This window comes from Actinotalea lenta (assembly GCF_030586465.1).
Classification (GTDB): Bacteria; Actinomycetota; Actinomycetes; order Actinomycetales; family Cellulomonadaceae; genus Actinotalea; species Actinotalea lenta.
Map to the genome: position 1 here is coordinate 292,333 of NZ_JAUQYP010000001.1, position 24,589 is coordinate 316,921.

Annotated in this window: 17 protein-coding genes, 1 tRNA gene and 1 pseudogene; 7 read left to right on the plus strand and 12 right to left on the minus strand. The window is 70.2% G+C overall.

Annotation, left to right across the window (positions count from 1 at the left end):
• Positions 1–39 precede the first annotated feature (39 nt).
• Together Q6348_RS15660 and Q6348_RS01360 are read right to left on the minus strand one after the other, a co-directional pair.
• Positions 40–279, minus strand: a pseudogene (locus Q6348_RS15660) (EAL domain-containing protein); the annotation flags it as partial.
• A 165-nt stretch (positions 280–444) separates the two neighbouring features.
• Positions 445–732 carry a transposase gene (locus tag Q6348_RS01360; protein WP_304599543.1) on the minus strand — a complete coding sequence of 96 codons (288 nt, stop codon included), beginning with the start codon at positions 730–732 and terminating at the stop codon, positions 445–447.
• Positions 733–822: 90 nt separating this feature from the next.
• Between Q6348_RS01360 and Q6348_RS01365 the strand changes: the two genes are divergently transcribed.
• On the plus strand, positions 823–1,323 hold the full coding sequence (locus tag Q6348_RS01365; RefSeq protein WP_304599544.1) for a barstar family protein: 501 nt from the start codon (positions 823–825) through the stop codon (positions 1,321–1,323).
• Between the two features lie 126 nt (positions 1,324–1,449).
• Here the strand turns inward: Q6348_RS01365 and Q6348_RS01370 are convergent, their stop codons facing one another.
• The 7 genes from Q6348_RS01370 to Q6348_RS01400 form a co-directional block, all read right to left on the minus strand.
• Positions 1,450–2,721: an ATP-binding protein gene (locus tag Q6348_RS01370; protein ID WP_304599545.1), complete on the minus strand. Its 1,272-nt coding sequence runs from the start codon at positions 2,719–2,721 to the stop codon at positions 1,450–1,452.
• Positions 2,722–4,557: 1,836 nt separating this feature from the next.
• Positions 4,558–5,076: a hypothetical protein gene (locus Q6348_RS01375; protein WP_304599546.1), complete on the minus strand. Its 519-nt coding sequence runs from the start codon at positions 5,074–5,076 to the stop codon at positions 4,558–4,560.
• Complete coding sequence (locus Q6348_RS01380) at positions 5,036–5,521, minus strand: hypothetical protein (RefSeq protein ID WP_304599547.1); 486 nt, start codon at positions 5,519–5,521, stop codon at positions 5,036–5,038. The genes Q6348_RS01375 and Q6348_RS01380 overlap by 41 nt, the downstream gene beginning before the upstream one ends.
• Positions 5,522–5,564: 43 nt before the next feature.
• Positions 5,565–6,155: an RHS repeat-associated core domain-containing protein gene (locus Q6348_RS01385; protein ID WP_304599548.1), complete on the minus strand. Its 591-nt coding sequence runs from the start codon at positions 6,153–6,155 to the stop codon at positions 5,565–5,567.
• Between the two features lie 641 nt (positions 6,156–6,796).
• The gene (locus tag Q6348_RS01390; RefSeq protein ID WP_304599549.1) at positions 6,797–7,594 is read right to left on the minus strand and encodes an RHS repeat-associated core domain-containing protein; all 798 of its coding nucleotides are present in this window, start codon (positions 7,592–7,594) and stop codon (positions 6,797–6,799) included.
• Positions 7,595–8,135: 541 nt separating this feature from the next.
• Positions 8,136–9,479, minus strand: a complete 1,344-nt coding sequence (locus Q6348_RS01395; protein WP_304599550.1) for an RHS repeat-associated core domain-containing protein — start codon at positions 9,477–9,479, stop codon at positions 8,136–8,138.
• Positions 9,476–9,961, minus strand: a complete 486-nt coding sequence (locus Q6348_RS01400; RefSeq protein ID WP_304599551.1) for a hypothetical protein — start codon at positions 9,959–9,961, stop codon at positions 9,476–9,478. Before Q6348_RS01400 ends, Q6348_RS01395 begins: the two co-directional genes overlap by 4 nt.
• Before the next feature lie 149 nt (positions 9,962–10,110).
• On the opposite strand from Q6348_RS01400, the gene Q6348_RS01405 reads away from it, so the two are divergent.
• The 3 genes from Q6348_RS01405 to Q6348_RS01415 all read left to right on the plus strand — a co-directional run bounded on the left by Q6348_RS01405 (position 10,111) and on the right by Q6348_RS01415 (position 12,346).
• Positions 10,111–10,183: transfer RNA gene (locus Q6348_RS01405), tRNA-Lys, on the plus strand.
• A 348-nt stretch (positions 10,184–10,531) separates the two neighbouring features.
• On the plus strand, positions 10,532–11,284 hold the full coding sequence (locus Q6348_RS01410; protein ID WP_304599552.1) for a DUF4839 domain-containing protein: 753 nt from the start codon (positions 10,532–10,534) through the stop codon (positions 11,282–11,284).
• Positions 11,285–11,803: 519 nt separating this feature from the next.
• The gene (locus Q6348_RS01415; RefSeq protein ID WP_304599553.1) at positions 11,804–12,346 is read left to right on the plus strand and encodes a DUF2127 domain-containing protein; all 543 of its coding nucleotides are present in this window, start codon (positions 11,804–11,806) and stop codon (positions 12,344–12,346) included.
• Positions 12,347–12,470: 124 nt separating this feature from the next.
• Here the strand turns inward: Q6348_RS01415 and Q6348_RS01420 are convergent, their stop codons facing one another.
• Positions 12,471–15,683, minus strand: coding sequence for an MFS transporter (locus tag Q6348_RS01420; protein WP_304599554.1), 3,213 nt, complete (start codon positions 15,681–15,683; stop codon positions 12,471–12,473).
• A gap of 89 nt (positions 15,684–15,772) precedes the next feature.
• Positions 15,773–16,582: an MBL fold metallo-hydrolase gene (locus Q6348_RS01425; protein ID WP_304599555.1), complete on the minus strand. Its 810-nt coding sequence runs from the start codon at positions 16,580–16,582 to the stop codon at positions 15,773–15,775.
• A gap of 113 nt (positions 16,583–16,695) precedes the next feature.
• Between Q6348_RS01425 and Q6348_RS01430 the strand changes: the two genes are divergently transcribed.
• Positions 16,696–20,484, plus strand: coding sequence for an adenylate/guanylate cyclase domain-containing protein (locus Q6348_RS01430; RefSeq protein ID WP_304599556.1), 3,789 nt, complete (start codon positions 16,696–16,698; stop codon positions 20,482–20,484).
• On the opposite strand, the gene Q6348_RS01435 is transcribed toward Q6348_RS01430, so the two are convergent.
• Positions 20,481–21,716: a hypothetical protein gene (locus Q6348_RS01435; RefSeq protein WP_304599557.1), complete on the minus strand. Its 1,236-nt coding sequence runs from the start codon at positions 21,714–21,716 to the stop codon at positions 20,481–20,483. The two genes, Q6348_RS01430 and Q6348_RS01435, sit on opposite strands and share 4 nt — an antisense overlap.
• 183 nt (positions 21,717–21,899) lie before the next feature.
• On the opposite strand from Q6348_RS01435, the gene Q6348_RS01440 reads away from it, so the two are divergent.
• Both Q6348_RS01440 and Q6348_RS01445 read left to right on the plus strand, forming a co-directional pair.
• On the plus strand, positions 21,900–23,699 hold the full coding sequence (locus tag Q6348_RS01440; protein ID WP_304599558.1) for an MFS transporter: 1,800 nt from the start codon (positions 21,900–21,902) through the stop codon (positions 23,697–23,699).
• Positions 23,700–23,818: 119 nt separating this feature from the next.
• Complete coding sequence (locus Q6348_RS01445; protein ID WP_304599559.1) at positions 23,819–24,478, plus strand: LON peptidase substrate-binding domain-containing protein; 660 nt, start codon at positions 23,819–23,821, stop codon at positions 24,476–24,478.
• Positions 24,479–24,589: the final 111 nt, after the last annotated feature.

Genomic DNA, 24,589 nt, shown 5'->3' on the forward strand with positions numbered 1-24,589 from the left:
CACCGTGCTTGGTGCGTGATCGGGGCGAGCGGACGCGTCTCAGTGTGACAGCGCCGCGCAGGCCGCCGCCGGGCGGACCGGGCTCGGTGTCGCGGGCACGGTGGGCGCGGGGCCCAGCCTGGTGAGGAACCGACGCAAGGGGTCTTGGGGTAGGGGCGGGGACCAGAGGAATCCTTGGGCGAGCGTGCAGCCCTGCTCGAGGAGAGCCTCGGCTTGTGCGGGCTGCTCGACTCCCTCGGCGACGACGGTGGCGCCCATGCCTTGGGCGATTCCGACTGCGGGTCGAAGGAGTAGGTCAGGGTGTGGTGCGGGATCACGGCCTTGACCAGGCGCCCGGCGCCCGACTTGCGGCCTCGTAGTACCCCGACCTGGAGATCCCCAGCACCCGGCAGGTCAGCGCGACGGGCACCCCGTCGGTCGCCAGCTCTCGAACCAGCCGGGCGGTCATTCTGGGAGCACGTTCTCCCGGGCGAAGTAGGCGCTGGCCCGCTTGAGGATCTCGTTCTCCATCTCCAGCACCCGGGTCCGCCGGCGCAGCTCGACCAGCTCCTTGCGCTCGGCCGACGTCAGGCCCTCCCGACGGCCCGCATCGACGTCCTCCTGGGCCATCCACCGCCGCAGGCACGACTCGCTGATACCCAGGTCCTTCGCGATCTTCGCGACCGGCTGCTGACCGCTACGGGCCAGGTCGACTGCTCGACGCCGGAACTCCGGCGGCTTGGCTGCAGGCACAAGGACCCCTCTCGAAGGTGACATCGTCACCTCAGATCAGGTGTCCGGGAAAGCGGGTCAGGCTCCCCGGCCTTCGACCTAGACGCTGACATGACGCACCCGGCGGACTTCGCCCTCGTGCGGGGCGGTGGCATCGCGCTCTACTGGAGCCCGGCCGTTCTGAGGGATGCTGAGCACGAGCTGGGCGAACTGGGGTACGACCACACCAGGGTCGACGCGGCGAACTGGGACGAGTCGACCATGCACGAAGCGGTCGCTACGACTCTCGACTTCCCGGGCTACTACGGACGCAATCTCGACGCCCTGGCCGACTGCCTTGGCGACGTAGCCCACGGCGACTACGGCTGGAGTGCGGAGCGCACCGACCTTGCCGTCACCTTCGACAACTTCGGGACCTTCGCGAGCGAGCAACGAGACCTCGCCCGCGACCTTGTTGATCTCCTCGCGGGCGCAAGCCGCTACGGACTCGCCTTCGGACACCGCCTCGTCTGGCTGCTCCACGTCGGCGACCCTCGGTTCACGCTCGGAACGATCGGCGGGTTCAACGTGCCGTGGAACCGCCGCGAGTGGCTCGACTCATCCCGCGCGTGAGTGAGCCCTCGGCGCTCAAGCAAGTGCGCGCGGCAGCTCCTCCGGAGGCGATCCGCGCAGTCGATCCGCGGCATGCCGTGCGAGCGGTGTGCAGCCACGCCGGACGGCGGCAGATGCGGATGTTCGCTAGGGCGCGAGTAGTCCGAGTGGGACGACGGCGATGCCGTCGGGTCGGCGGTAGGCGTGGGGTCCGGTGTTGATGACGATGGTGTCGAGGAGGGTGTCGCCGACCTGGTCGGTGAGCCAGTGCAGGTGGGTGGTGTCGCGGTCTTCGATGGTGGCGTTGAGCTTGACCTCGATGGCTAGCGCTCTGCCGTCGTCGCGGACCAGGACCAGGTCGATCTCGTGGTCGCCGTTGCGGGTGCGCAGGTGACCGATCGTGGCGTCGGCGGCTTGGGCCGGCACGCGCACGCACAAGGTGACGAGGGACTCGAAGAGGTGGCCGAGCAGGGTGCCAGCCTGGGGGCCGATGGGTGCGCCGTCGCCGTCGAGCAGGGAGGTACGGTCCGCGCCGAGGAGCCGGGCGGCCAGGGCGGGGTCGGCCAGGTGGTGCTTGGGGGCTTGTCCGAGCCGGGTCAGGGGATGGCCGGTCGGCGCCCAGGCCGGCACCGGGTCGAGCAGCCACAGCTGGGTCAAGACGTCGCGGTAGGCGATGGACGTGCTGCGAGCAGGCTTGTCCGACTGGCCGGGCGTCGCGGCGTCGAGCAGGCGCGAGTAGCTGGCGGTCGTGGCGGTCGCCGCGGCATAGGCACGCAGCCACGCCAGCATGGCCTCGGGCTTGCGCACCGCCAGACCCTGTTCCGGCACGTCGCGGTCGACGGCGTTGTGCAGGTAGGAGTCGAGCTGGAACCGCAACGCTCGTGGGGTCAGCCCGCGCAGTCCGGGGAACCCGGAGGCCAGGACCTCGTCGGTGTAGTCGGCCAGCCGCAGGTCGCACTGCCCCTCGACGGGCGGCCGGGTCCCGGTGAGCAAGGTGCGCAGGCTGACCGTCGGCTTCCCGAGGCCGCGCTCGGACAGGGTCATCGGACGCATCCGTAGCCGGCCGATCCGTCCGGCGCCGGAGTGCGCGGTGGCGCCCACCGCCGGGGCGGCGGATCCAGTGAGCAGGAACTGGCCACCGGTCGCCTCCTCGTCGGCGACCCGCCGCACCACGTCCCATACCTCGGGGACCTTCTGCCACTCGTCGATCAGCAGTGGCCTGGCCCGCACCCGGACCAGGTCCGGATCGGCCGCCACAGCGGTGCGGTTGGCCCGTGCGTCCAACCGGAGCAGGCCGGCAACCCGCTGCTCAGCCGTGGTCGTCTTGCCCACCGCCTTGGGCCCGTCGATCGCAATCGCCGGTACGTGCGGGAAGAGGTCATCCAACTCGTCATCGATGATGCGGCGCAGGTAGTCCACGCCACGACCCTACAACTCGCAGCCCACGAATCAGACAATCCGCAGGCCTCGAATCAGACAGTTCGCATGAGCGCTCATCGGCTACCGGGCGTCGCGCGGCCAGCGTGCAGCCCTCGAACACCGGGCCGCTCAAGCAGCGGGCAGCCACCTAGCAGGATCCGACTGGCACCTAGCCCGCCACACACCCCGACGCGCGCCGACCGCGTAGCCTCATCCTCGGGATGAGGACCGTCCGGACTGCTCCCTAGCCTTCCCCCTAGGTAAGTCCCGACTAATCCCCTCTCCACCCGGGCCTCTGGGTCCCGTAGACAAATGCGTCGCCGCAGGTCGCGGCAACGAGCTCCGATCCCGCGATAACGCGGATCGCCCCGCTCGGTAACGCGGCCAACTCGCCGCGGCATTCGACCGCGCAGGGCGGTCGCACCCGCTCGGGTCACGGCGTGGGGCTTCCGCAACCCCACCCACTACATCGCCCGCAGCCCGCTCGAGAGCGGCGGCTTCAGACCCCGACTACACCCTCGACTGCGACGGGCCGGGGCATCGCGTCAACCTCGGCGCGACGCTCGGTGGCCCGGGGCCGCGCCGCTCACGCCGGCGGCCGTCATGCCAAGGCGGGCGCGGGCATGGAACCCGCGCCCCAACGCGCGCGGAAGCACAGACCGCGTCAAAAACCCCCGTGGAGAGTCGAACGTGGCCGCCGAGCGGCGCCCGAACTTCCCAGACTTGAGACGAGACCGCACGGTCATTCAGACTCGCATCGCGAGCGAGCCCAGGAGAACCAGGAGGCCGGCTGTGCCGGCGCAGTACGCCGGGGCGCGATGCCGCCACCTCACGGGCGATTCTTGACCATCCGATGCCGGCCACAGCTGCCCCCGCCGCCGCCTCCTCGGACGCACGAAGCGGAGTGCCAAGAGGTAGGCGAGGCCGAAGAGAAGTTCTAAGATACCCGCAACGGACGCAACGGTGGTCAATTGCGAGCCCAGAGAAGGAGCCCGCCCGAGAAGGGCCGCGACGCAGGCAAGAACAGCTCCCATCGCACCGACGAAGGCCGCGGCTCCACCCCAGCTACCCGAGGTCTTCCAGTAGTCGTCACCACCAAGGAACGCGACCTCAACGCCGAGGTACGTGAGCCACGCACTCCAGGGCGCCGAGAGAAGGAGAAGTCCCAAACCCGTCAATTGCACGGTATTCACCACGCTAGGCTGGCCGCGCCCGCCGAGACATACCACGCAGTTCTCAGCGTGCTGACTCTGGGCCGGAGCCGCCATGCCGCACGCAACGAGACGCTGTCTGCTCGTGCATGACGAACCGTTGTCGCCACCCCACGGGTCAGGCGGCCGGCAACCTGAGCTGCGTGGTGCCGACCGACCCCCTTGAATGAACGGACCGCCTTGACTGGCGTGAAAGTCCGCGCCGCATCAATCGCCGTGCCTACCACAAATTCACTAACCTTCATCTTTCCATGTGCCAACTGAACTCCGCTAGAAGCCACACTCACTCCAAACGCAAGCACGCCAGCAGCCGCACATAGACCCGCAGTGGCAACGATGCAGGCAACCGTCGAAACCACCCCTACCCCGGCACCGCCACGCCGAACGACCTCACCGCCGGACTACACCCTCATCTGCGAAGAGCCGACATACCACCTCTCAGCGGTGGGAGTTCCTCCACCAAGCGAGGCCGAAGAATCCGGCGGCGGCCAGCATGGTTACGGGGAGGAAACGCATGTCGACGAAGATTGCCCACCCGGAAACACTGCTGATCACGAACAGCGTGACTATGAGGACATCCAACAGGACGGCGCTCCGCTTCCGCACGGGTCGGTCCATGATCACATCACCAAATTCCTCTCGCGCCGCCTCGCACCATTCGCCAACCCCATTGCAGCATGCTCATTCCATAGTAGTGGTACCTAATAATGCTATTGGCGGCGGGAGCGCGGATCCCTCCGCTAACAAGGTAGCCGACAGCCTCGCGACCAGTCGTCCGGTGACCGTACGCCTTGTCGACCGCGAGGTTCCCGACAAGGGACGCCGGCGTCGCGATCGCCACCGAAGCAGCGACGGCGCAGCCGACACCCCCGGTCCCGACGCACAGGGCGGCGCTCGCCGCGACCGCCAGTGAAGTCACGGCCACGGTGACGGCGAGGTGGGTAATGGTGCGTCGGTGCTGGTAGACCCATTTGGCCGCCTTCTTCGCGGCATCACCGAGGGAACCCCAACTGAAGCGTCCGTCAAGGTCGTAGGCGTTGATGGGGTCGAGGGGGTAGGTGTAGGTGTTGGGGTTGCCGCCGGAGACGGGGTCGACCGAGGCTTCAGCGAAACACGTGTGCCAAGAACGGTAGCTCGCCAGCAACGGCGGCCACCACCGAGAAGGCCACGGCAAAGCCGAACTGCTTGAGCACTCCCAGGCGATCTGCCCGGTAGTTGCCAGCATGCGTCACTTCCCACGTGCGGTGGGAGATGTCGGCCTGGAGTCGTCGCTGTGGCTTGTAGCCCGTCAGTTGGTCGATGAGGGACCCGGAGAACGCGAGGGCCGGCACACGGACGGTTCCCTGCGTGACGAGAGGGCTCTGCCCGTCCTTCAGCTCGATGCCCACTGCGCCGGTGAAGATGTGGTCCACGAGGGGGTTCCTCACCACTACACCCGTGTCATCCACAACAACTGCTGGCCGGACTCCACCTCGAAACACGACAAAGAGGATCGTTCCTCCAATGACCAGTCCTACTATCCGGTCCGGCAGCGACGGGATAGCCCACAGGCTCACCAACCCGTACGCCTCCACGCCCACGATTGCCACCGGACCAAGGATTGCCGTGGTTCGGCGCCGGTGCACCGTCATCCTAGAAGAACCGCACAGTACCGAATCCGTTTGATGCGACGAATACCGCTGCGTTGACAGCCATGTTGTGGGTCGTCGCGCCGATCGCGAGACGAAGGACCCTACCACCCGCTCGGTGAGCCCCCCGGGTCACCGTCCGGATCGCGTTGGTCCTGAGGAACGTCTTCGCGGACCCGGTCACCACCTTGGAGACGCCCGCGCCGATCCCCGCGCCAAGGGCCAAGAACGCGACATCCTCGGCCAACCCACCGAGCGCCTGCGCACTAGTGGCCCCGTATTTCCGAGCGTTCCCGTAATAGTTCGCGACCGCGAGAACACCGCTAGCAGCGAAGCAGGTGACACCCGCCCCCACGACACACAACGCAAAGACGGCGGCCGTGGCAATCCCCTTCCATCCGCCCACGCTCTTGTATAGCGAGTGCATGCCGCTCTTGAGGCTCGACCACCAGCTCTGCCCGGTCAGGTCGAATCCGTTGATGGGGTCGAGGGGGTAGGTGTAGGTGTTGGGGTTGCCGCCGGTGACGGGGTCGACGGAGGCGAACCTGCCCAGGGCGGGCAGGTACAGGCGGGCGCCCATCTCGATCGCGGCCAAGGTCCCGGCGTGTTCGTAGAGTCTGTGGTGTTGGCCGACCCAGGCGTCATCGGCGGTCGTCGTTTCAGACCCCGACTACACGAACCTCTGCGCCCATTGGCTCTTCAACTGCGATGAGCCCTCTACGCGTTCATCGGCCTGCGGACGGGCGCCACGCGCACCCTGGGACCGAGGCCATGCTCCCTCACGAAATTCCGAGATAGGGCTTCGCTTCCGAGTGTACGCGAACAGCAGGGTTTCGACTAAGCAGCTCTCGACCGAGGGTCGTTCGAAAGGAGGCCGTTCGATGGTCCAGTCGCAATAATGCGAGCCCCGTTCCGTCTCTCCGCTGAAAGAACAGCGTGGACCCGCGGCGAAAGTCGGACGGGAGTGACACTTCCCTAACGTCGCTCAGTGAGATTCCCCGGGTGCGGAACCGCTGTCGCATGTAGAGCACGCCGTCCTTTAGCCAGACCCTGCGGGGCGGCGCAACTGCTACCGCAAACAACGCTACTGCTAGACCGGCCGCCAGGTACCAGATCCGACGCCCGCTCTCGTCAAGGAAGCCAGCGGCCACGATCAACGCGCCCGCCCCGCCGGCGTATGCGAGAGTATCCCAGCGGCTAACGTCATCAACAGCGTTCATCGAGTCCTCGTCGAATCTAGAAGGCCCGCATCGGGCCATACGATCTCAGCCGAGATGTATCACTTCGTTGGCCTGTTGGCGCCCAGGCGAACGCGTAGTTGAACATTGCGTTGCCGACCTGGAGGCCGGTGATGCGACGGACTGTGCGTGGTCGACCGGCCGCGCGCGCTGCGTCCTTGGCGACCCCAATTATGCCACCCTGTCTGGCGGATGTTGCCCTGCTCACTGTTGATGCGGCCTCCGCCGCCTCACCGGCGGCGTGGGAAGCGCGCGCCACAGTCCCAATCCCGCCGAGAATAAGCGTCGTCGCGGTCGCGATCAGCGCGACTCTTGCAGCACCCGAGTCCCCGGCCAACGCGTAGGCGCCGGCCGAGGCAACCCCGAGCACCAGAGTTGCCGTCTGGCAGGCTGGAAGTAGGCAAAACCCGACAATCGCGGATGCAACCCCCAGTGCCTGGGCGATACCACCCCAACTGAAGCGTCCGTCAAGGTCGAATCCGTTGATGGGGTCGAGGGGGTAGGTGTAGGTGTTGGGGTTGCCGCCGGTGACGGGGTCGACGGAGGCGAACCTGCCCAGGGCGGGCAGGTACAGGCGGGCGCCCATCTCGATCGCGGCCAGGGTCCCGGCGTGTTCGTAGAGTTTGTGGTGTTGGCCGACCCAGGCGTCATCGGCGGTCCCGGTGCGGGTGTCGGGCACGGCGTCATCGGCGCTGGTGGTCCCGATCGCCCCGGTGGCCGGGTCCAGGGGCTGACCGAACGGGTCATACACACTCAACCCCCCGGTGCGAGCCCCGGTGGCATCAGAGGTGAACACCACGTCACCGTGGATGTCCGGCCACGCCCAGGACCCGGCCCCGCCCACCGGCACGGTGAGCTGGACCCCACCTACGATGGGAACAAGATCGCTCGAATGACGAGAGCAACAGCGCCTAGAAGCGCGGCGGCCATGCCGATAGTCCAGCCTCGACGATCTCGCGAAAGCTGGTTCTCGTCGCGACCCAACTGTTCCTTGGGGTCCAAAGGCACGCCGGGAAGCATCGCAGCGCGCGTCAATTCGACGATCGTGAGAGCTCCAAGAACCGCCACCGGGCCGTACAGGATCGCCTCGACCCACCCGGGGTGAGACCGCACGCTAAGAAAAGCCGCAGCCGCAACGCCGAAGGGAAGGTAGGCCAACATTGTCACCGCCCATGCCCGGCCCCAAATGGCGTGGCGCCAAGCAACCTCCCTGCGCGTCGCAGGATTCATCGCTCGATCGACCTGTTGGTGCGACGCGCCCGAAAGGGCACGGGTAGCCCCCTTCCAAGCCAACCAGGCCCGCGCGCGTACGCGCCTCGCGTATCTGACCATATCCCCTAGAATATCCTAGCCCTTATGGACGAGGTAGCGAACATTACCAGGCCCGCCCCCGCGATGGGGGCATTGATCTTGTAGTTCCACGTACTCTCGCGCTTGCTGGCCGCCCTCCACTGGCTTCGATAGGTTGCTCGCGCTGCTTTGCGCTCGGCTTTCGACACGCCGTCACGGACACCTTGTCGCCACATAGCTCGTTCCGCACCCCTAGTGAACTTAGCCGCCTTACTCGCAGCGTTGAGACCCCCAACTCCGCCCACTACACCGGCCACGTCTAGGCCCGCGGCGAGCCAATTTCCTTCGAGTACATCGTGAACCGTCATTGCAAGTGTCCCCGCCAGGGCGATCCCCGCCGCCGCCTCCTGAATCCCCGGAATTGGGACAATCGCGACGATAGATGCCACAGTTGTTACCGCCGAGACCGCATCCCAGAGCCCCCACCTCCCGGTGAGGTCGAATGCGTTGATGGGGTCGAGGGGGTAGGTGTAGGTGTTGGGGTTGCCGCCGGTGACGGGGTCGACGGAGGCGAACCTGCCCAGGGCGGGCAGGTACAGGCGGGCGCCCATCTCGATCGCGGCCAGGGTCCCGGCGTGTTCGTAGAGTTTGTGGTGTTGGCCGACCCAGGCGTCATCGGCGGTCCCGGTGCGGGTGTCGGGCACGGCGTCATCGGCGCTGGTGGTCCCGATCGCCCCGGTGGCCGGGTCCAGGGGCTGACCGAACGGGTCATACACACTCAACCCCCCGGTGCGAGCCCCGGTGGCGTCAGAGGTGAACACCACGTCACCGTGGATGTCCGGCCACGCCCAGGACGGCGCCCCGCCCACCGGCACGGTGAGCTGGACCCCGCCGGCCAGCACGATCAACCGCGCCACCAACGTGTTGGTGGTGGTCAGGACCAGGTCGGGGCTGTCCCCGTCCCCGCTGAACCCATACCGCACCCCCGCCTCCCCGGTCGCGGCGCGGGCCACCACCCGGCCGGTGGCGTCGCGGGTGTAGGTGACCGTGGTGGTCCCGTCGGTGGTGGACATGTGCCGGTTGGCCGCATCGAAGCTCAGGGTCTGGTCGGCCAGCGCGATGGTGTTCCCGTGCGCGTCGTAGGCCAGGCGGGCCGGCGCGGCGCCCGAGGTGCTCAGGCTCGTACCCGTCACCGGGGAAGCACCCGGGTACGGGTTGGTCACGGTCGTGGCGGTCAACCGGTCCGCGGCGTCGTAGCACGAGACCGTGCTCGTGGTCGTCGAGTCGTGGATGTCGGTGACCTTCGTCCGGTTGCCGTCCAACCCCGCCCCGTTCGCCGGGCAGGCCGACTGCGGGTCGAAGGAGTAGGTCAGGGTGTGGTGCGGGATCACGGCCTTGACCAGGCGCCCGGCGCCGTCATAGCTGTAGGTCGAGGTGCCGGTGGTGCCCCACCGGTCAAGGTGTCGGTCAGCACCCGACCCGACTGGGAGCGCACCCCCACGTCACTCACGCTGTCCCCACCCGCCAGAGCAGACGAGAGCCCGCTCAGCGCACCGGCCCCGTCCCGGGACACGGTCGAAACAGGCGTGCCGACCGTGGGCGGCGGCGGGGTGCCGGGGGTGGTGCCGATGGTCCCGGCCCACACGTCATCGAACGTCACGGTGATCGGGGTGTTGGACGCCGACGCCGAGGCGTAGGCCGTGAACCCGACGGTGCCGGTGGTCTGCAACCCGGAGGTGGCATCGGTGGTCTGGACCTGCCAGGTCGAGGGCTCGCCGTCCCCGACCTTCCACACCTTGGCCCGGATCGTGGTCGGGCTGGTGCCCTCCACCTGGACCCGCACCCGCAACCGGTCCCCACCGGCCACGGTCAACCCCGACACCGTCAGCGACCGGGCCCACCTACACCCCCACACACCCCAAACACCCCCGCCCCACCCCCGCACCCACCCCACCCACCCGCTACGCTCGCCAACGGGCCACCCCAACCAGGAATTCTCAACCAGATTCCCCACGTGACCCCGGGCCTCTAGCTCAATCGGCAGAGCAGCGGACTTTTAATCCGCGGGTTGTGGGTTCGATCCCCACGGGGCCCACTCTGAACTGCGGAAACGCTCGGTTCGAGACCTGCCGCGCCGCGGGTCCCTTACGAAGACCCTTATAGGCGCACTCCCTTCCGGCAGTCGCGATGCGGTCGCCGAGGGCGTTGAGGTCGGCGGCGGACCGGGCGGCCTGCGTGGCGGCGTGCTCGCGTCCGGTCGCAGGGTCCGGACGGCGACTCGGTCGCTCATCCTCCTGCCCGAGTGCATCAGCTGCTCACGGCACGTCGAGGCAGTGGACGATGACGGCGCATGTCCGGGTCGCAGCGTTGCCGCGGTCGCTCAACCGGAGCCCGGTCGATGCCGATGCATGGCTGGTAGCACTCGTTGATCCGAGGGGATGTCATGCGTCTGGGGCCGGTGCTTGCTGTCGCTGTGCTGGTGATGCTCGGAACTGCCGGGTGCGGAGCGGAGACGGAAGCCGCACTGATGCCTGACGTGACGGGAGACCAACTCGACGCAGCACGGGCCTCTATCAAGGACGCGGGCTTCACCGACGACGTCGACGTCGACGGTGGCGGTCTGCTCGGCGTGGTCGTTGAGTCGAACTGGCAGGTGTGCGACCAGTCCCCGGCTGCTGGTGAGCAGATCACCGGGACACCTCGGCTCACGGTCGATCGCAGCTGCGACGGAGAGACTGAGGAGGAGCCAGCCCCAGCGACGGAGTCCCCAGCACCCGAAGCGGAGCCGACGCCCTCGGAACCGAGCGTAATCACTGCAGCGACCGATCCGTCGTTCGCCGCGATCCTCGCCGACACCGACTACTGCAGCGACGCGATCGCCACGTTCGCTTCCCAGCACGAGGGAGCGACGATCGACTTCGACGGAAGCGTCGTTGCGATGAACAACCACGATGGGGCGGCCACGCGATACGACATCCTCGTCGCCGCAGGCGACTTCAACGAGTCGTCTCAGCCCGGGCCCGCGTTCCAGTTCAACGACGTGAACACCACGTTCGATCTCCACTGGACCAACGACAGCTCGACGAGCACTGTCGGGGTCGGCGACAACCTGCACATCGTCGCCACAGTCGATGGGTTCGACGCGAACCACGGCTGCCTGTTCACGATCGATCCGGTCGAGACATCGTTCCGGTAGCCGTGACGGCAGGGCTCGTGCACATGCTGTCTCGCCCCGGGTCTGACGGAGGCTCTCAAGCCCCGAGAGGATGAGAGTCATGGTGGCACCGAGGAAGTATCCCGAGGAGCTTCGGGAGCGGGCGATCCGGCTTGCGAGACCCAGCCCTTGGACACCTGGTACTCCCGGGCGACCTCAGCCTGGGACCGGCCCTCGAGGACCACCGCCGTAACGATCAACCTGATCTTGGACACGCCCCAGGCTGATGCCACCCACGACGTTTCCTATGTCCTGAGAGATGCGTTTCCTATGTCCTGAAGGAGCACACCACGGGGCCCACGTTTACGCTGTAAGGCTCCGACCGACGCTGGACGCTCCAGCTTCGGCTGATCCTTGACAGTGTTCCGGTTGATGGTTGACACCGGTTCCGGCTGATCCTTCACACCCGTCGTTCGAGCCGTGCCCGCGCCTCTCGCTGCCCTGGGCCGGTCGCAGGTTCTCTCGCCCGCCGTTACAAAGGAAGGCACGGGAGGTGGTCGGATGGCCTCGAGGCGGCACGGCGACTACTGGCAGCACGTCCTCGACCTCGTGTTCCTGATCGGGGTCACGTTCAAGGCGATCGACGGACTCGGCGAGATCCTCATCGGCATCCCCCTGTTGTTCATCACCCCGGCCGGCGTCACCAACGCTGTGCACCACCTCACCGCGCGGGAGCTCGCGGAGGACCCGCACGACCTCATCGCGAACCTGCTCGTCCACGGCGTGAACCACCTCGCAGGCTCCGACCTGCGACTGCTCGGGATCTACTTCCTCGTCCACGGCATCGTGAAGGCGGCGATCGTGATCGCGATCATCATCGGCGCGATCCGGGTCTACCCATGGGCGATCGGGGCCCTCACGGCGCTCACGATCTTCCAGATCGTCGAGCTCGCGCTCCACCCGACGATCAGCGTCGCGCTCCTCACCGTGCTCGACATCATCATCATCGCCCTGACCTGGCGCGAGTGGCGCGAGCACCGCAGCCTGCGCGACACCGCCCGCGAGACCTGGCGCTGGCTGCGACCCGCCCCCGCCCGATCGTGACCCGTGGCGCCGCTCCGGTGACTGTCACCCGTGACCGCAGCACGAGGCCGGCGCGCTTCCGGGCCCCCGGATGGTGAGCTCGCCAGGAGAACCGCGTGCCGCAGGGCGGCCGGCTGTCCCCGCGTCAGCCGACCAGCGCCGACTCGGATCCCCCCGGTGCCGCCCCGGCCCGACGCGCCGACTCGACGTCCCCCAGGGCGTCACCCGCCTGCTCGAGCAGCGCCCGGGCTGCCACCCGTCCCGCCTCGACCATGCGGTCGAACTGATGGAACTCGAGGAGCCCGGTCCCCACCGAGGACGGCGCGACCACCCAGGCGCCACACCGACGGGCTGCGTCGATGGCTCCGCCGCTGCCGATCGTCATCGTGCGAAGCAGCGTGTCGCCCAGCGACGGAACCTTGGGGCGCCCCGGCCGACGCTGGCCCGACCCCCCCGTGCCGATGGAGACGGCCACGACCGGCCCCTCGTCCCGCTCGACGAGCAGGTCGGCCGGAAGGTTGTCGAGCACGCTGCCGTCGACGAGGAGCCTGCCGTCTTCCTGAGGCAGCGGCGGGAACAGCACGGGCAGCCGCGACGATGCGAGCACCGCGTCCACCAGGCCACCCCGCTCGTGGACCTGGCGCACGCGGCTCGTGAGGTCCACGCTGACCACCCGGAGCTGGCGGGACAGGCCCTCGAACACGGCCGTCTCCCCGAGACCACGAATCAGGCCTTGACGTGCCCGGATGCCCTTGGCAAGCGCATGGACGGGCGCCGCCCAGTCGCTGAACGGGTTGCGACGGACGAACTCCGCGTAGCAGACCTCCTCGAACGCCTCACCACCGCCGCTCGTCGCGTAGGCCGCGGCGACCACCGCGCCCATGCTGGTGCCTGCGAGTCGATCGATCCGCAGCCCCGAGTCCTCGAGCTCGCGGAGCACACCGATGGACGCGAAGGCCCTGGCGGCTCCCCCGGCGAGGACGACGCCGAGCGAGCGACCGCACAGCCGGTCGGCGAGAGCGCGCACGTCCGCGGTGACGTCGCCCTCGGCCACGGTCACCTGCCACGCGTCCGTCGCTGCCCCCCAGGCCGCGCGACGTTCGGGCGGCGGGGCGGGCCCGACGAGGACGACCTCGGGGCGCCGGGAAGGCACGCTGGCCGCCGAGACCTCCGGGACCTCGGCATCCGACCGGGCGACGAGCACGACGGTGTCGGCCTGGCGCACGCAGAAGTCCTGCCAGGCGCGGTCCCCTGCACCGTGACCCTCGACGCCGCCTGCGACGAGGATCACCCGGTCGTGCTCCAGCTCGGCGCGCGCCAGCCCGTCCGGGTCGACGCGTCCCGGAGCGACTGCGTCCAGATGAGCCGCCATCCGCGCCGTCAGTGCGGAGGCGACCTCGTCGACCGGAGCACCCCGGTGCGCCGCGACCACGGAGACGACGGAGGGCCGCTCGGGCGGCGGCGCCGACGGCGGCGCCGCGGTCCGCAGCCGCTCGGCCATCTGGCCGAGGAGGAAGCGTGAGGCATGCGCGTCGGACTCCAGGACGGCCTCGAGCGCGGCGCGGGGCAGTTCCAGCACGGTCGCGTCGCGACGCGCGCGGACGGTGGCCGAACGCGGCTCGCCGGTGAGCAGCGCCAGCTCGCCCAGGACCGCTCCGGGTCCGAGCTCGCGGACCCGCCGACCGTCGATGAACACCTCGAGCCTGCCGCGACGGACGACGAAGGCCGACGCAGCGGGGTCGCCCTGTCGGACCAGGTCCTGGCCCGCCGCGACCTCGACGAGACGACTGGCGTCCTCGACGCGACGACGGGCTGCTTCCGGCAGGGCGGCAAGCAGGGGCACGTCCCCCACGTCGGTCGACATCGCGGAGACAGGGCGGGCCGCCGCCCAGTCCGGCGGCGGGGTCGGGCCGAACACCTTGGGCGGCCGGGAGTCCCCGGGCTCCTCGGACTCGGCCGAGGAGCGGATCCGGCCCAACGGGATCGCCACGAGCGCCACCACGAGGAACGCGACGATCGACAGGACCCATCCCTGTCGGAAGGCCGCCACCGCGGTCTGCGGGGTCAGGTTCCCGAGGACCACCACCAGGACGGCGATCCCCAGGACACCGCCGAGCTGGCGGGCGCTCGAGTTGACCGCTGACGCCGTCGCGTACCGCCCACCGGGCACCGCAGCGAGCGACGCGCTGCCCAGCAGCGGCAGGGTGGCGCCGACGCCGATGCCGCTGAGGATCTGCCCAGGCATCCACTCGGACCAGAAGGCAGGTTCGAGGCCCACCTGCTGGTGGTACCAGAGGTACGCGCAGGCCCAGACGACGGCGCCAGGCACGACGAACCAGCGGTAGCCGAACCGTTCCGCGAGGGGTCCGAGCCGGGAGGCGACGATGGCCGCCACCACGGCCCCGGGGACCAGGGCGAGACCGGCGTGCAGCACGTCGTAGCCCCAGACGTACTGGAGCCAGAGGATGTTGGTCAGCAGGTAGGCGTAGAAGCCGAAGCCTGCGATCACGGTCGCCACCGAGCCGATGTCGAACGACCGCAGCCGCAGCAGCGTGGGGTCGATGAGCGGGGACCGGTGGCGTCGCGAGCTGAGCACGAAGCCGGCGAAGAGCACAGCGGCCACCGCGAAGCTCGCGAGGGTCTCGGCACTGAGCCATCCCCAGTCCGAGCCCTTGACGATGCCGAGGTTGAGCAACGCCAGCGACGCAGCCAGGGTCGCTGCTCCGGCGAGGTCGGGGACCGTCCGGCGCCCCGGGGCCCGGCTCTCGACGAGCTGGCGACGAGCCGACCACAGGGCGGCCAACCCGAAGGGCAGGTTCACCAGGAACGCCCAGCGCCAGCCACCGAGCTCGGTGAGGGCACCACCGATCGGCGGCCCGAGGCCCGCGGCGACCGCCGCCGACGCCCCCCACAGACCGATCGCATGCGCCCGCCGCTCACCGGGGAAGGCCGCGATGACGAGCGCGAGCGACGCGGGCACGAGGGCCGCCGCACCGAGCGCCTGCACCACCCGGAACGCGACGAGGAGATCCACCGTCGGCGCCGCGCCGCACAGTGCGGAGCCGAGGGTGAACACGGCGACCCCGCCGATGAAGGAGCGTCGGCGCCCGATCAGGTCGGTGAGCCGACCGAAGACGATGAGGAATGCGGCGAACACGATGTTGTAGGCGTTGAGGACCCACGACAGCCCGCCGATCGACACCGTGGGGAAGGACTCGCGGATCGAGGGAAAGGCGACGTTGACGACGGTGGCGTCGAGGAAGGCCAGGAAGGCCCCGAAGCACGCCACCAGGAGCACACGACCCGGCGGGATCCGCGCGGAAGAGCCGCCCGTCGCTTGAGCTCGTCCTCGAAGCACGCTCGGGACGGTATCGGTCCGCACGGTCGACCGCGCGTCGAGCGGAGCTCTCGAGGCACCACTCACCGGTGGGCGGTCTCGGCGCGGCCTCATACCTCGAGCTCGAGACCCTCGTGGGCTGTGACGACCTCGAGGTCGGTCGGCACGGCGGCGGCCATCGTGTCGAGCTCGTCGTCGCCTCGCGCGGGGCTGTGATGGAAGAGGACGACCTTGCCCGCACCGACGCGCTCGGCGAGGTGGACGGCGTCGTCGACCGTCGCGTGCCCGTAGTCCCGCGCCCTCGGCCGCTCCCACTCGAGGAACTGGGCGTCGTGGACCAGGACCTCGACCCCGTCCAGTACGGCGAGCAGCCGGTCGGAGACTGCGACGGCAGGAGCGTGGTCCGGGACGTAGGCGACGCGTCGGCCGGCCTCCTCGACGACGAACCCGTAGGTGCGCCCACCCTTGTGCTCGACGTCGACCGCGGTGATCCCGAACCCGTCGATGACCTCGGTGCCCGGCTCCATGACGTCGAGACGCCAGTCGCCGAGGAGTCCGTCGGGGGTGATCGGGAATCCCGGCGGGGACATCAGCTGCGCCAACAGCTCGTAGCCGGACCGGCCGTCCTGGGCAGGGAGGACGAGCCGCACCTCGGCATCCGGCCGGTCACCGGCGGCGAAGAAGGGCAGTCCCTGCACGTGGTCCCAGTGGAGGTGACTCACCATGATCGTGCCGCGGAACGCAGCACCACCAAGCATCGGGGTGAGGGAGCGCAGCCCGGTGCCGGCGTCGAGGACGAGCACCGGGGTCGTCCCACCTGCCGCGGTGACCGCGACGCACGACGTGTGGCCGCCGTACCGGACGAAGCCCGCTCCGGGCGCGCACGTGCTGCCCCGCACCCCGAGGAACGTCAGCCTCACTGCCACCTCCCAAGCCGAACGCCGGCCGGGGCACAGATCCTTTTGACCCGGTAAAACGTGTGGAATCATACCGTCTTGCGGCAATTGTCGACCGACCGGATCGGAGGGCGCGGGTGAGCGACCTGCGTCGACACGTCCCGCCGATCGCGCTGGGATGGGACGCCGAGGTACCTGGCGCGTCGTGGCGGGCCGTCGACGGCACGCTCGTCTTCGCCGACGTGTCAGGCTTCACCGCACTGACCGAACGACTGTCGCAGCGCGGCCGGATCGGGGCCGAGGAGATCGTCGAGACCCTGAACCGGGTCTTCGGACCGATGCTGCTCATCGCGGCGGCGCGCGGCGGGGAGATGCTCAAGTTCGGCGGCGACGCCCTGCTCTTCCTGTTCCGCGGGGACGGCCACGCCGAGCAGGCCTGCGACGCAGCCGTCGAGATGCGCGCCTCGCTACGGGAGTCGACAGCCGTCCCCACCTCGGTGGGCCGTCTCGCGCTGTCGATGTCGGTCGGGGTCCACTCCGGCCAGGTCCACCTCTTCCTGGTGGGCACCCCGAGCCGCGAGCTCGTCATCCTCGGCCCCGCGGCCTCGCGGACCGCGCTCGCCGAGCACACCGCGGACGCGGGCCAGATCGTGGTGACGGCGCAGACGCGAGCACGCCTGACCCCCGGCTCCACCCGGGCCCGGGGCGACGGCGCGCTGCTGCTGACCCGCCGCCGCACCCGGACCCCGCACCGTCCCGCGCCTGACGCCCCGCACGCCGACGGCGAGCTCCTGCGCTCGCTGTTCCCTCGCGACCTCGGTGACTACCTCGCGCCCGGGCCGCCCGACCCGGAGCATCGGATCGCGACGATCGCGTTCATCAGGTTCTCCGGCACCGACGCGGTGCTGGCCCAGGATGGTCCCGACCGGCTCGCGACCATCCTCGACGAGCTGCTCACCACGGTCGAGGCCGCCCTCGCGACCGAGGACGTCACTCTCCTTGCGACCGACCTCGACACCGACGGCGGCAAGCTCTTCCTCGGGTCTGGCGTGCCCCGCAGCCGTGAGGACGACGAGGGTCGGATGCTCCGGGCGCTCCGCCGCATCGCGGACGCCGGTCTCGCTCTCCCGCTCCAGCTCGGCGTGAACCGTGGCCACGTGTTCGTCGCCGAGCTGGGCGTGCAGGATCGCGCGGCCTACTCGGCGATGGGCGACACGACGAACACGGCAGCCCGGATCGCCGCCAAGGCACCGCCCGGCGTGGTCTACGCCCATCCCACGGTCCTGGACCACTCCCGCACCCGCTTCGCCGTCACGCCGGCCGGCCCGTTCGCCATGAAGGGCAAGGCCCTCCCGCTGCTCGTCTACGAGCTCGGCGAGGAGACCGGCACCCGGGAGCCGCGGTCCACAGGCCGGGCCCCGTTCATCGGACGGGAGAACGAGCTGGCGGCGGTGTGCGCGGCCCTTGCCGCGGCACTCGCCGGCGACGGCGGGGTTGTCACGGTGGACGGTGCGACCGGGATGGGCAAGTCCCGACTCGTCAGCGAGGCACTGCGTGCCTTCCCCGGCACGGATCGGTTCGTGGTGCGCGCCGAACCGTACGGCGCGTCCAGCGCGTACCGGGTCTTCCGCGACCCGTTGCGCGCATATCTGGGCATCTCGCGCGACACCCCGACAGCGATGGGGCAGGCGCTGCTCGACTCGCTCGGTCGACGTGCCCCCGACCTGGTCCCGATGGCTCCCCTGCTCGCCGACGTCGTGCAGGTCGACGTGCCGGCCACGCCTGAGGCCGACCGCATCGACGAGCAGTTCCGGGCCGACCGGGTCGCCGACCTCCTCATCGACCTGCTCGAGCGGACGCAGACCCGGCCGATCGTCCTCGTCGCCGAGGAGGCGCACTGGGCCGATGAGGCCTCGGCCCGGCTCCTGGAACGGCTCGCGACCGCGACGGCCGGGCGTCCATGGGCCGTCGTCGCGGTGCGGCGCGGGGCGACAGGGGGCTTTGCGCCCGATGTCGGGACCACGGTCGTCCTCGAGCCGCTGCCACCCGACGCCGTCGAGCGGCTGGTCATCGCCGCGACCGAAGCCACGCCGCTGAGACCGCACGAGGTCGCTGCCATCGTGCAGCGCGCCGAGGGCAACCCCCTGTTCGTCGAGGAGGTCACCCGGATCGCTCGCGGTGTCGGCTCGCTCGGGGCTCTCCCCGAGTCGGTGCAGGCCGCGATGTCCACGCAGATCGACCAGCTGCCGACGAACGTCCGCCGGGTGCTCCGGCACGCCGCAGTGCTCGGGCGCAGCTTTCGCCGCACGGTCATCGCGGCAACACTGGCGCAGGAAGGTCTCGACCTCGACCCCGCCACGATGGACGCCTTGGGTGACTTCATCGAGCCCGACGGCGCCGAACGCCTGCGCTTCCGCAACGCGCTCCTGCGGGACGCCGCCTACGAGGGGCTCGCCTACCGTGTCCGTGCTCGCGTCCACCGCACGGCCGGCGAGGTCCTCGAACGGCTGAGCACCGACCTCGACTCCGACTCACCGACCCTGGCCCTGCACTTCGAGCGTGCCGGCGACGCCGAGCGCACCTGGCGCTACGCCCAGAGAGCGGGTGATCTCGCCCGTCGCTCGTACGCCAACGCCGACGCCGCCGACCACTTCGAGACCGCGCTCGAGGTGAGTCGCCGCGTCCCCTCGGTGGGCGATGCCGACCGCGCGCGTCTGTGGAGCCTGGTCGGGGAGCTCCGCGAGCTCGCCGGGATGTTCGACGAGTCGGTCGACGCCTATCGACGAGCCGCGCGACTCGTCCGTGGCGACGGCGTCGCCGGCGCGGAGATCCTCGTCCGGCAGGCCGCCGTCTACAACCGGATCGGGAGCTTCAGCACCGCGCTGCGGGTGGTGGCGCGTGCGCGCTCGCTCGTCGAGGACGCGACGGACACGGCCCGGCGAACGCTCGTCAAGCTCGATGCCCTCACCGCCCTGGCCCGCGTCGAGCAGGAGCGCCCGGTCGAGGCGAGGCAGTGGGCGGAGCGCGCGGCCGCAGCCGCGCGTGAGGTCGGCGACGACGAGACGCTCGTCCGGGTCCTCATGCTCATCGACGGCATCGACCTGCGGATGGGGGCACCAGGGCTCGGGTCCCGCCACCTCGAAGCGCTCGACATCTGCGTGGCGAACGGATGGCGCCCTCAGGAGTCGACCGTGCGCGGCAACCTGGGCGCTCTGGCCTACCTCGCCGGTCGGTGGACCGAGGCTGCCGACTGGTACGCGACGAGCCGCCAGGTCGCCCAGGAGATCGGTAAGGCCTTCGGCGCGGCCGAGACCGGCGTCAACCTCGCCGAGCTGCTCGTGAACCAGGGCCGCCTGGACGAGGCCGAGGCGGTGCTCGTCGACTCGGTCCGGGTGCTGCGCGCCGCCGGTGCGGCCTCGTTCATCGCCCAGGGTGAGATCCAGCTCGCGCGCATCAATCTCAGTCGCGGAGAGCTCGCCGACGCGGAGCACCGCGCCTTCACCGTCGCCCGCCGGCTGCTCGACCTCGGTCAGCCCGCGACCGCCCTGGAGGCGTCCCTGGTCGGGGCCGAGGCGGTGATCCGTTCCGGGAGGCCGCACGAGGCTCTGGGCCTGATCGACGCCGCCGAGGCGGCGGCCAACACGGGGGCGGTCTCGTCGCTGCCGCAGCTCTGCCTGCAGCGCGGCAGGGCGCTGCTCGCTCTCGACGAGGCGACGCGAGCGGCCGAGGTCGCCGAGGCGGGTCTCACCGCCGCGCGTGAGCAGGGGCTCCCCTACGAGGAGGCCCAGCTGCTGCGCGTGGTGAGCGACGCGCGGGGCCGGCTCGGCGACGAGCCGGGTGCGGCGCTCGCGTGGCGCGAGGCGCAGGACATCCTGACGTCGGTGGGCGCGCACCTGCCCGCGGGCGCGCCCACCGACGCACCCTAGAAGCTCAGCCGCACGTCACCCAGGACGTAGACCGTGTAGGTCGCGGCCTTCGTCGGGGCGTAGGCGTTGGTCTTCGCCACGTCGATGACGCAGCCGTACTGCTGGCCGGGGACCCCGCCGTCGAGGTCGGTCGACGGGACCAGGGCGGAGTCGATCGCTCCACCGGAGTACAGCCCGTCGGGGCAGTCCCCGAGCAGGACCGGCCCGGACCCGAAGTTGAGCGTCGGGTACGGGAGCTTGCCTGCGGGCACCACGAACGTGGTCGTCCACACGGCCTGGGCGGTGGCGCTGTCGGCGGGCTTCACCAGCTCGGCGAAGGGCGCGCCCGCGGTGGTCACACCGGTCGTGGCCCGGTACGGGTAGGGCGTGCACGTGCCGCTCGAGGCAAGGTCGTCGTACCGCTTCCACGTCGAGGTGAGGACCTTGCCGCTCGACGGCAGCGTCGCGCTGTCCCCGCAGGCGAGCACGGGCGCCAGGTCGAAGAACGAGCTCAGCTCGGGGTCGGCGAACCCTGCCCAGGTGTCCACGGGGACGGCGCCGTCCGCACCGCCGTCCAGGGAGAACGACCCGGCGGTCGCCGTGAGGGTGAGCCGGTCGAACATCATCGGGGCGGCAGGGTCCTTCCCCGCGATGTCCCAGCGGCAGTGGTCGGACGTCCCGGCGTCGGGACCGGAGTCGGCCAGGGCGTTGCAGGTGGCACCCGAGGCGCTCGACCCGCTGGTCAACGTGAACGTCCCGACGGCCGAGGTTCCCAGCCACGCCGTCGCCGACACCGATGCGTCGTGCTTGAGCTCGATGTCGAGCGCCGCCGCGGTGAAGACGTACCCCGTCAGAGCGCCGCCGAGCTGCACGGTGAGGGACTCACCGTTGGCGGCGTCGACCATGGCGCAGGACTGGCCGTTCGCAGTGAGGCTCTCACGGACGCCGATGGATCCTGCGCGGTAGCCGACGTAGCCCGCCCCGCCGGGCTCGGCCGTGAAGCCGAGCAGGTCGGCACCCGTGGCGGTCAGGGCGCACGCTGTGTCGGAGAGCAGCGACTGGCTCAGGCCGGTCGGGGTCCCGGAGGTGTCGTACACCGCCACCGCGCCGGTTCCGGTGCGCAGAGCGAGCTGGCTGGTCACGTAGGGCGGCGGGCTGGTCGCCTGGGCCGGTGCTGCGGCGATCAAGCCCACCGCGGCGAGGATCGCGGCCGACGCCCCCGCGCCGACCCGACGCCGAATCGTGATGGTCATCAGTACCTCCGGAGGAGCAGGTGCAGGGATGGGGGCGGGACTCAGGACGCTGGGGCGAGGGGTGCGGTCGACGCCACGGGGTGGCACATGACGCAACATTAGGACTAAAGACCCAAATCGGACATACCCGCAGTAGCATTCGCCCACAGCCCGCCGCTGGGGCGGCACCGCGCAGGAGGCACCATGTCGAAGGCTTCCGATGCCGTCCGCGAGACCCGGACCTCTCTGACCACGGTGTTCCGCAACCCGAACCTGCGCAGGATCAACCTTGCCTTCGCCGGGTCGGCGATCGGCGACTGGGCCTATGCGACCGCGATCGTGATCTGGGCCTATGACGTCGGCGGCGTGCGGGCGGTCGGTCTCTGGTTCACGGTCCGGCTCCTCCTGATGACCATCGCCACCCCGTTCGCCTCGACACTGGTCGACCGGCTCCCGAGGCGGACCGTCATGGTCACCACCGACCTGGCACGGGGTGCGATCGCCGCCACGGTCGCCCTCCTGGTCTGGGTCGACGCCGCACCGCTCACCGTGTTCGTGCTGGCGACGCTCGCCTCGATCATGGCGGCGCCGTTCCGCCCCGCCGTGGCAGCGATCCTGCCGACGCTGGTGGAGGCACCCGAGGAGCTCACCGCCGCCAACGGGACCACCAGCACGATCGACAGCCTCTCCTTCCTGGTGGGACCCGCTCTCGGGGGTGTGCTGGTCACCGTGATCGGCGTTCCGTTCGTCGTCGTCTTCAACGCCCTGACGTTCCTGTGGTCGGCGTCCCTGCTGCTACGGGTGTCCACCGGCGGCGAGCTCGCGGCCACGACCGTGCAGGAAGCCGTCGTCCCGGGCGCCGAGGGCGTCGTCGCCGAGGCTGCCGAAGGCCGGGGGGCCGGGGCCGGCGAGACCCTCGCGCCGGTCGTCGCTCCCGCGGCGACCGTCGAGGTGGAGCGGCCCGGCTCCGCCGACGAGGCACCAGTGGCGAAGGAGCCCTCCGGTTTCCTCAGCGACTCCATGGCAGGCTTCCGCACGATCTGGCGCGACCCCGATCTGCGCCTCGTGTCGGGCGTGTACTCCGCGCAGACGATCGTGGCCGGCGCGTCCGCGGTGTTCATGATCGAGATGGCCGTGCAGATGACACCGTTCGGCAGTCGCGGCGTGGGCTACCTGGACAGCGCGATGGGCGTCGGCGCGGTCATCGGCGGACTGGTGGCGATCGGCCGGGCCTCGGCGCGGCGACTGGCCACCGACTTCGGGATCGGCGTCGTCTTCTGGGCCGTGCCGCTGGTGCTGGCGGCCGTCTGGCCCCAGATGTGGGCGGCGTTCCTGGCCATGTTCATCATCGGGGTGGCCAATCCCGTGGTCGATGTCAACGCCGCGACGATCCTGCAGCGGACGGCGTCCGACGCGGTGATGGGCCGGGTCTTCGGGGCCCTGGAGACTGCGCTGATCGGCGCCATGGCGCTCGGGTCCGCGGTCATGCCCCTGCTCATCCACGCCGTCGGGCTGCGCTGGTCCCTGACCGTCCTCGCGGTGGTGATCAGCATCGCCGTGCTGCCCGCCTTCATCCGCCTCCGCAGGATGAACGCCATGCTCGCCGAGCCGCACGCCCTCGCGCTGCTGCGGGCCATCCCGATGTTCGCCCCGGTCGAGCCGAAGGCGCTGGAGCACATCGCCCGGAGCATGGTCCGGATCGAGACCCGGCCCGGCGAGGTCGTGATCCGCGAGGGCGAGGAGGGCGACCGGTTCTACGTCATCGAGTCCGGTGCGCTGACCGCCACGTTCCACGGCGGCACGCTGTCCAAGATGGGCGCCGGGGATCCGTTCGGTGAGATCGCCCTGCTGCGGCACGTGCCGCGCACCGCGACGGTGACGGCGGACGAGCCGGCCGTCCTGTGGGCACTGGACCGCGAGGCGTTCCTCGACGCGGTGACGGGGAACAGCGAGGTCAACAGCCGAGCCGACGACCTGATCGGCAAGCGGATCCCGACGTACTAGGGCACGCCGCGGCGATCAGGAGACCCAGACCACCGTCCAGAGCCCGAGGGGCGGCAGCTCGAAGTCGACCCCGCCCTGCCCGGAGGACCGCGTGGCAGCGCTTCAGCAGCAAGGCGAGGATGAGCACCGTGGCCCAAGCGATCCGCGAGCTGGCGATGTTCCCCCTCGGCTCGGTGCTGCTGCCGGGGATGCCGCTGCCGCTGCGGGTCTTCGAGCCCCGCTACGTGGCACTCCTGTCGTCGGTGCTCGGCGAACCGGATCGTGCGTTCGGTGTGGTGCTGATCGAGCGCGGCTCGGAGGTCGGTGGCGGCGACGCCCGCTTCGGGGTCGGCACCGTGGCAGGCATCGAGACGGTGGAGATCGGCGAGGGGTCCATCCAGCTCGTCGCGCGCGGCACCACCCGGGTCGAGGTCGTGGAGTGGCTGGAGGACGACCCGTTCCCGCGGGCGCGGGTTCGTGAGCTCGCGCCGCTGGTGATCGGCCCGGCCGACCTCGACGCGCTGGACGACGCCGAGCGCGCCGTACGCGAGACCCTCACGCTGCTCAGCGAGTTCGTCGAGCTGCGCTGGCCGGCGGACGTCGCGCTCTCCGAGGACCCCACCGAGCGCCTGTGGCAGCTCGTCGGGATCGCGCCGATCGGCCCACTGGACCAGCAGTCCCTGCTGCGCTCGAGCACCGCCGGAGAGCTCATCACCCGCCTCGTGGAGGAGACGCGCGCGGCACGCGAGAGCATCACGGCGGGCTGGACGCACGACCTGGGCGACGAGGACCTCGGCTGATCACGCTGCCGTCCCGGCGCGGCCCATCCCGGCCCGCGGTCGGCGTAGCGTGAGTGCAGTCGGCCGCGGGGCCTCGTCCCACGTCCGGAACGACTCACCGCGTGGCCGCAG

Coding starts and splice junctions, on each gene's coding strand:
- Q6348_RS01365 (WP_304599544.1), top strand. CDS start 823: ATGACGCACCCGGCGGACTTCGCCCTCGTGCGGGGCGGTGGCATCGCG.
- Q6348_RS01410 (WP_304599552.1), top strand. CDS start 10,532: ATGCGTCTGGGGCCGGTGCTTGCTGTCGCTGTGCTGGTGATGCTCGGA.
- Q6348_RS01415 (WP_304599553.1), top strand. CDS start 11,804: ATGGCCTCGAGGCGGCACGGCGACTACTGGCAGCACGTCCTCGACCTC.
- Q6348_RS01435 (WP_304599557.1), bottom strand. CDS start 21,716: ATGACCATCACGATTCGGCGTCGGGTCGGCGCGGGGGCGTCGGCCGCG.
- Q6348_RS01440 (WP_304599558.1), top strand. CDS start 21,900: ATGTCGAAGGCTTCCGATGCCGTCCGCGAGACCCGGACCTCTCTGACC.
- Q6348_RS01445 (WP_304599559.1), top strand. CDS start 23,819: ATGAGCACCGTGGCCCAAGCGATCCGCGAGCTGGCGATGTTCCCCCTC.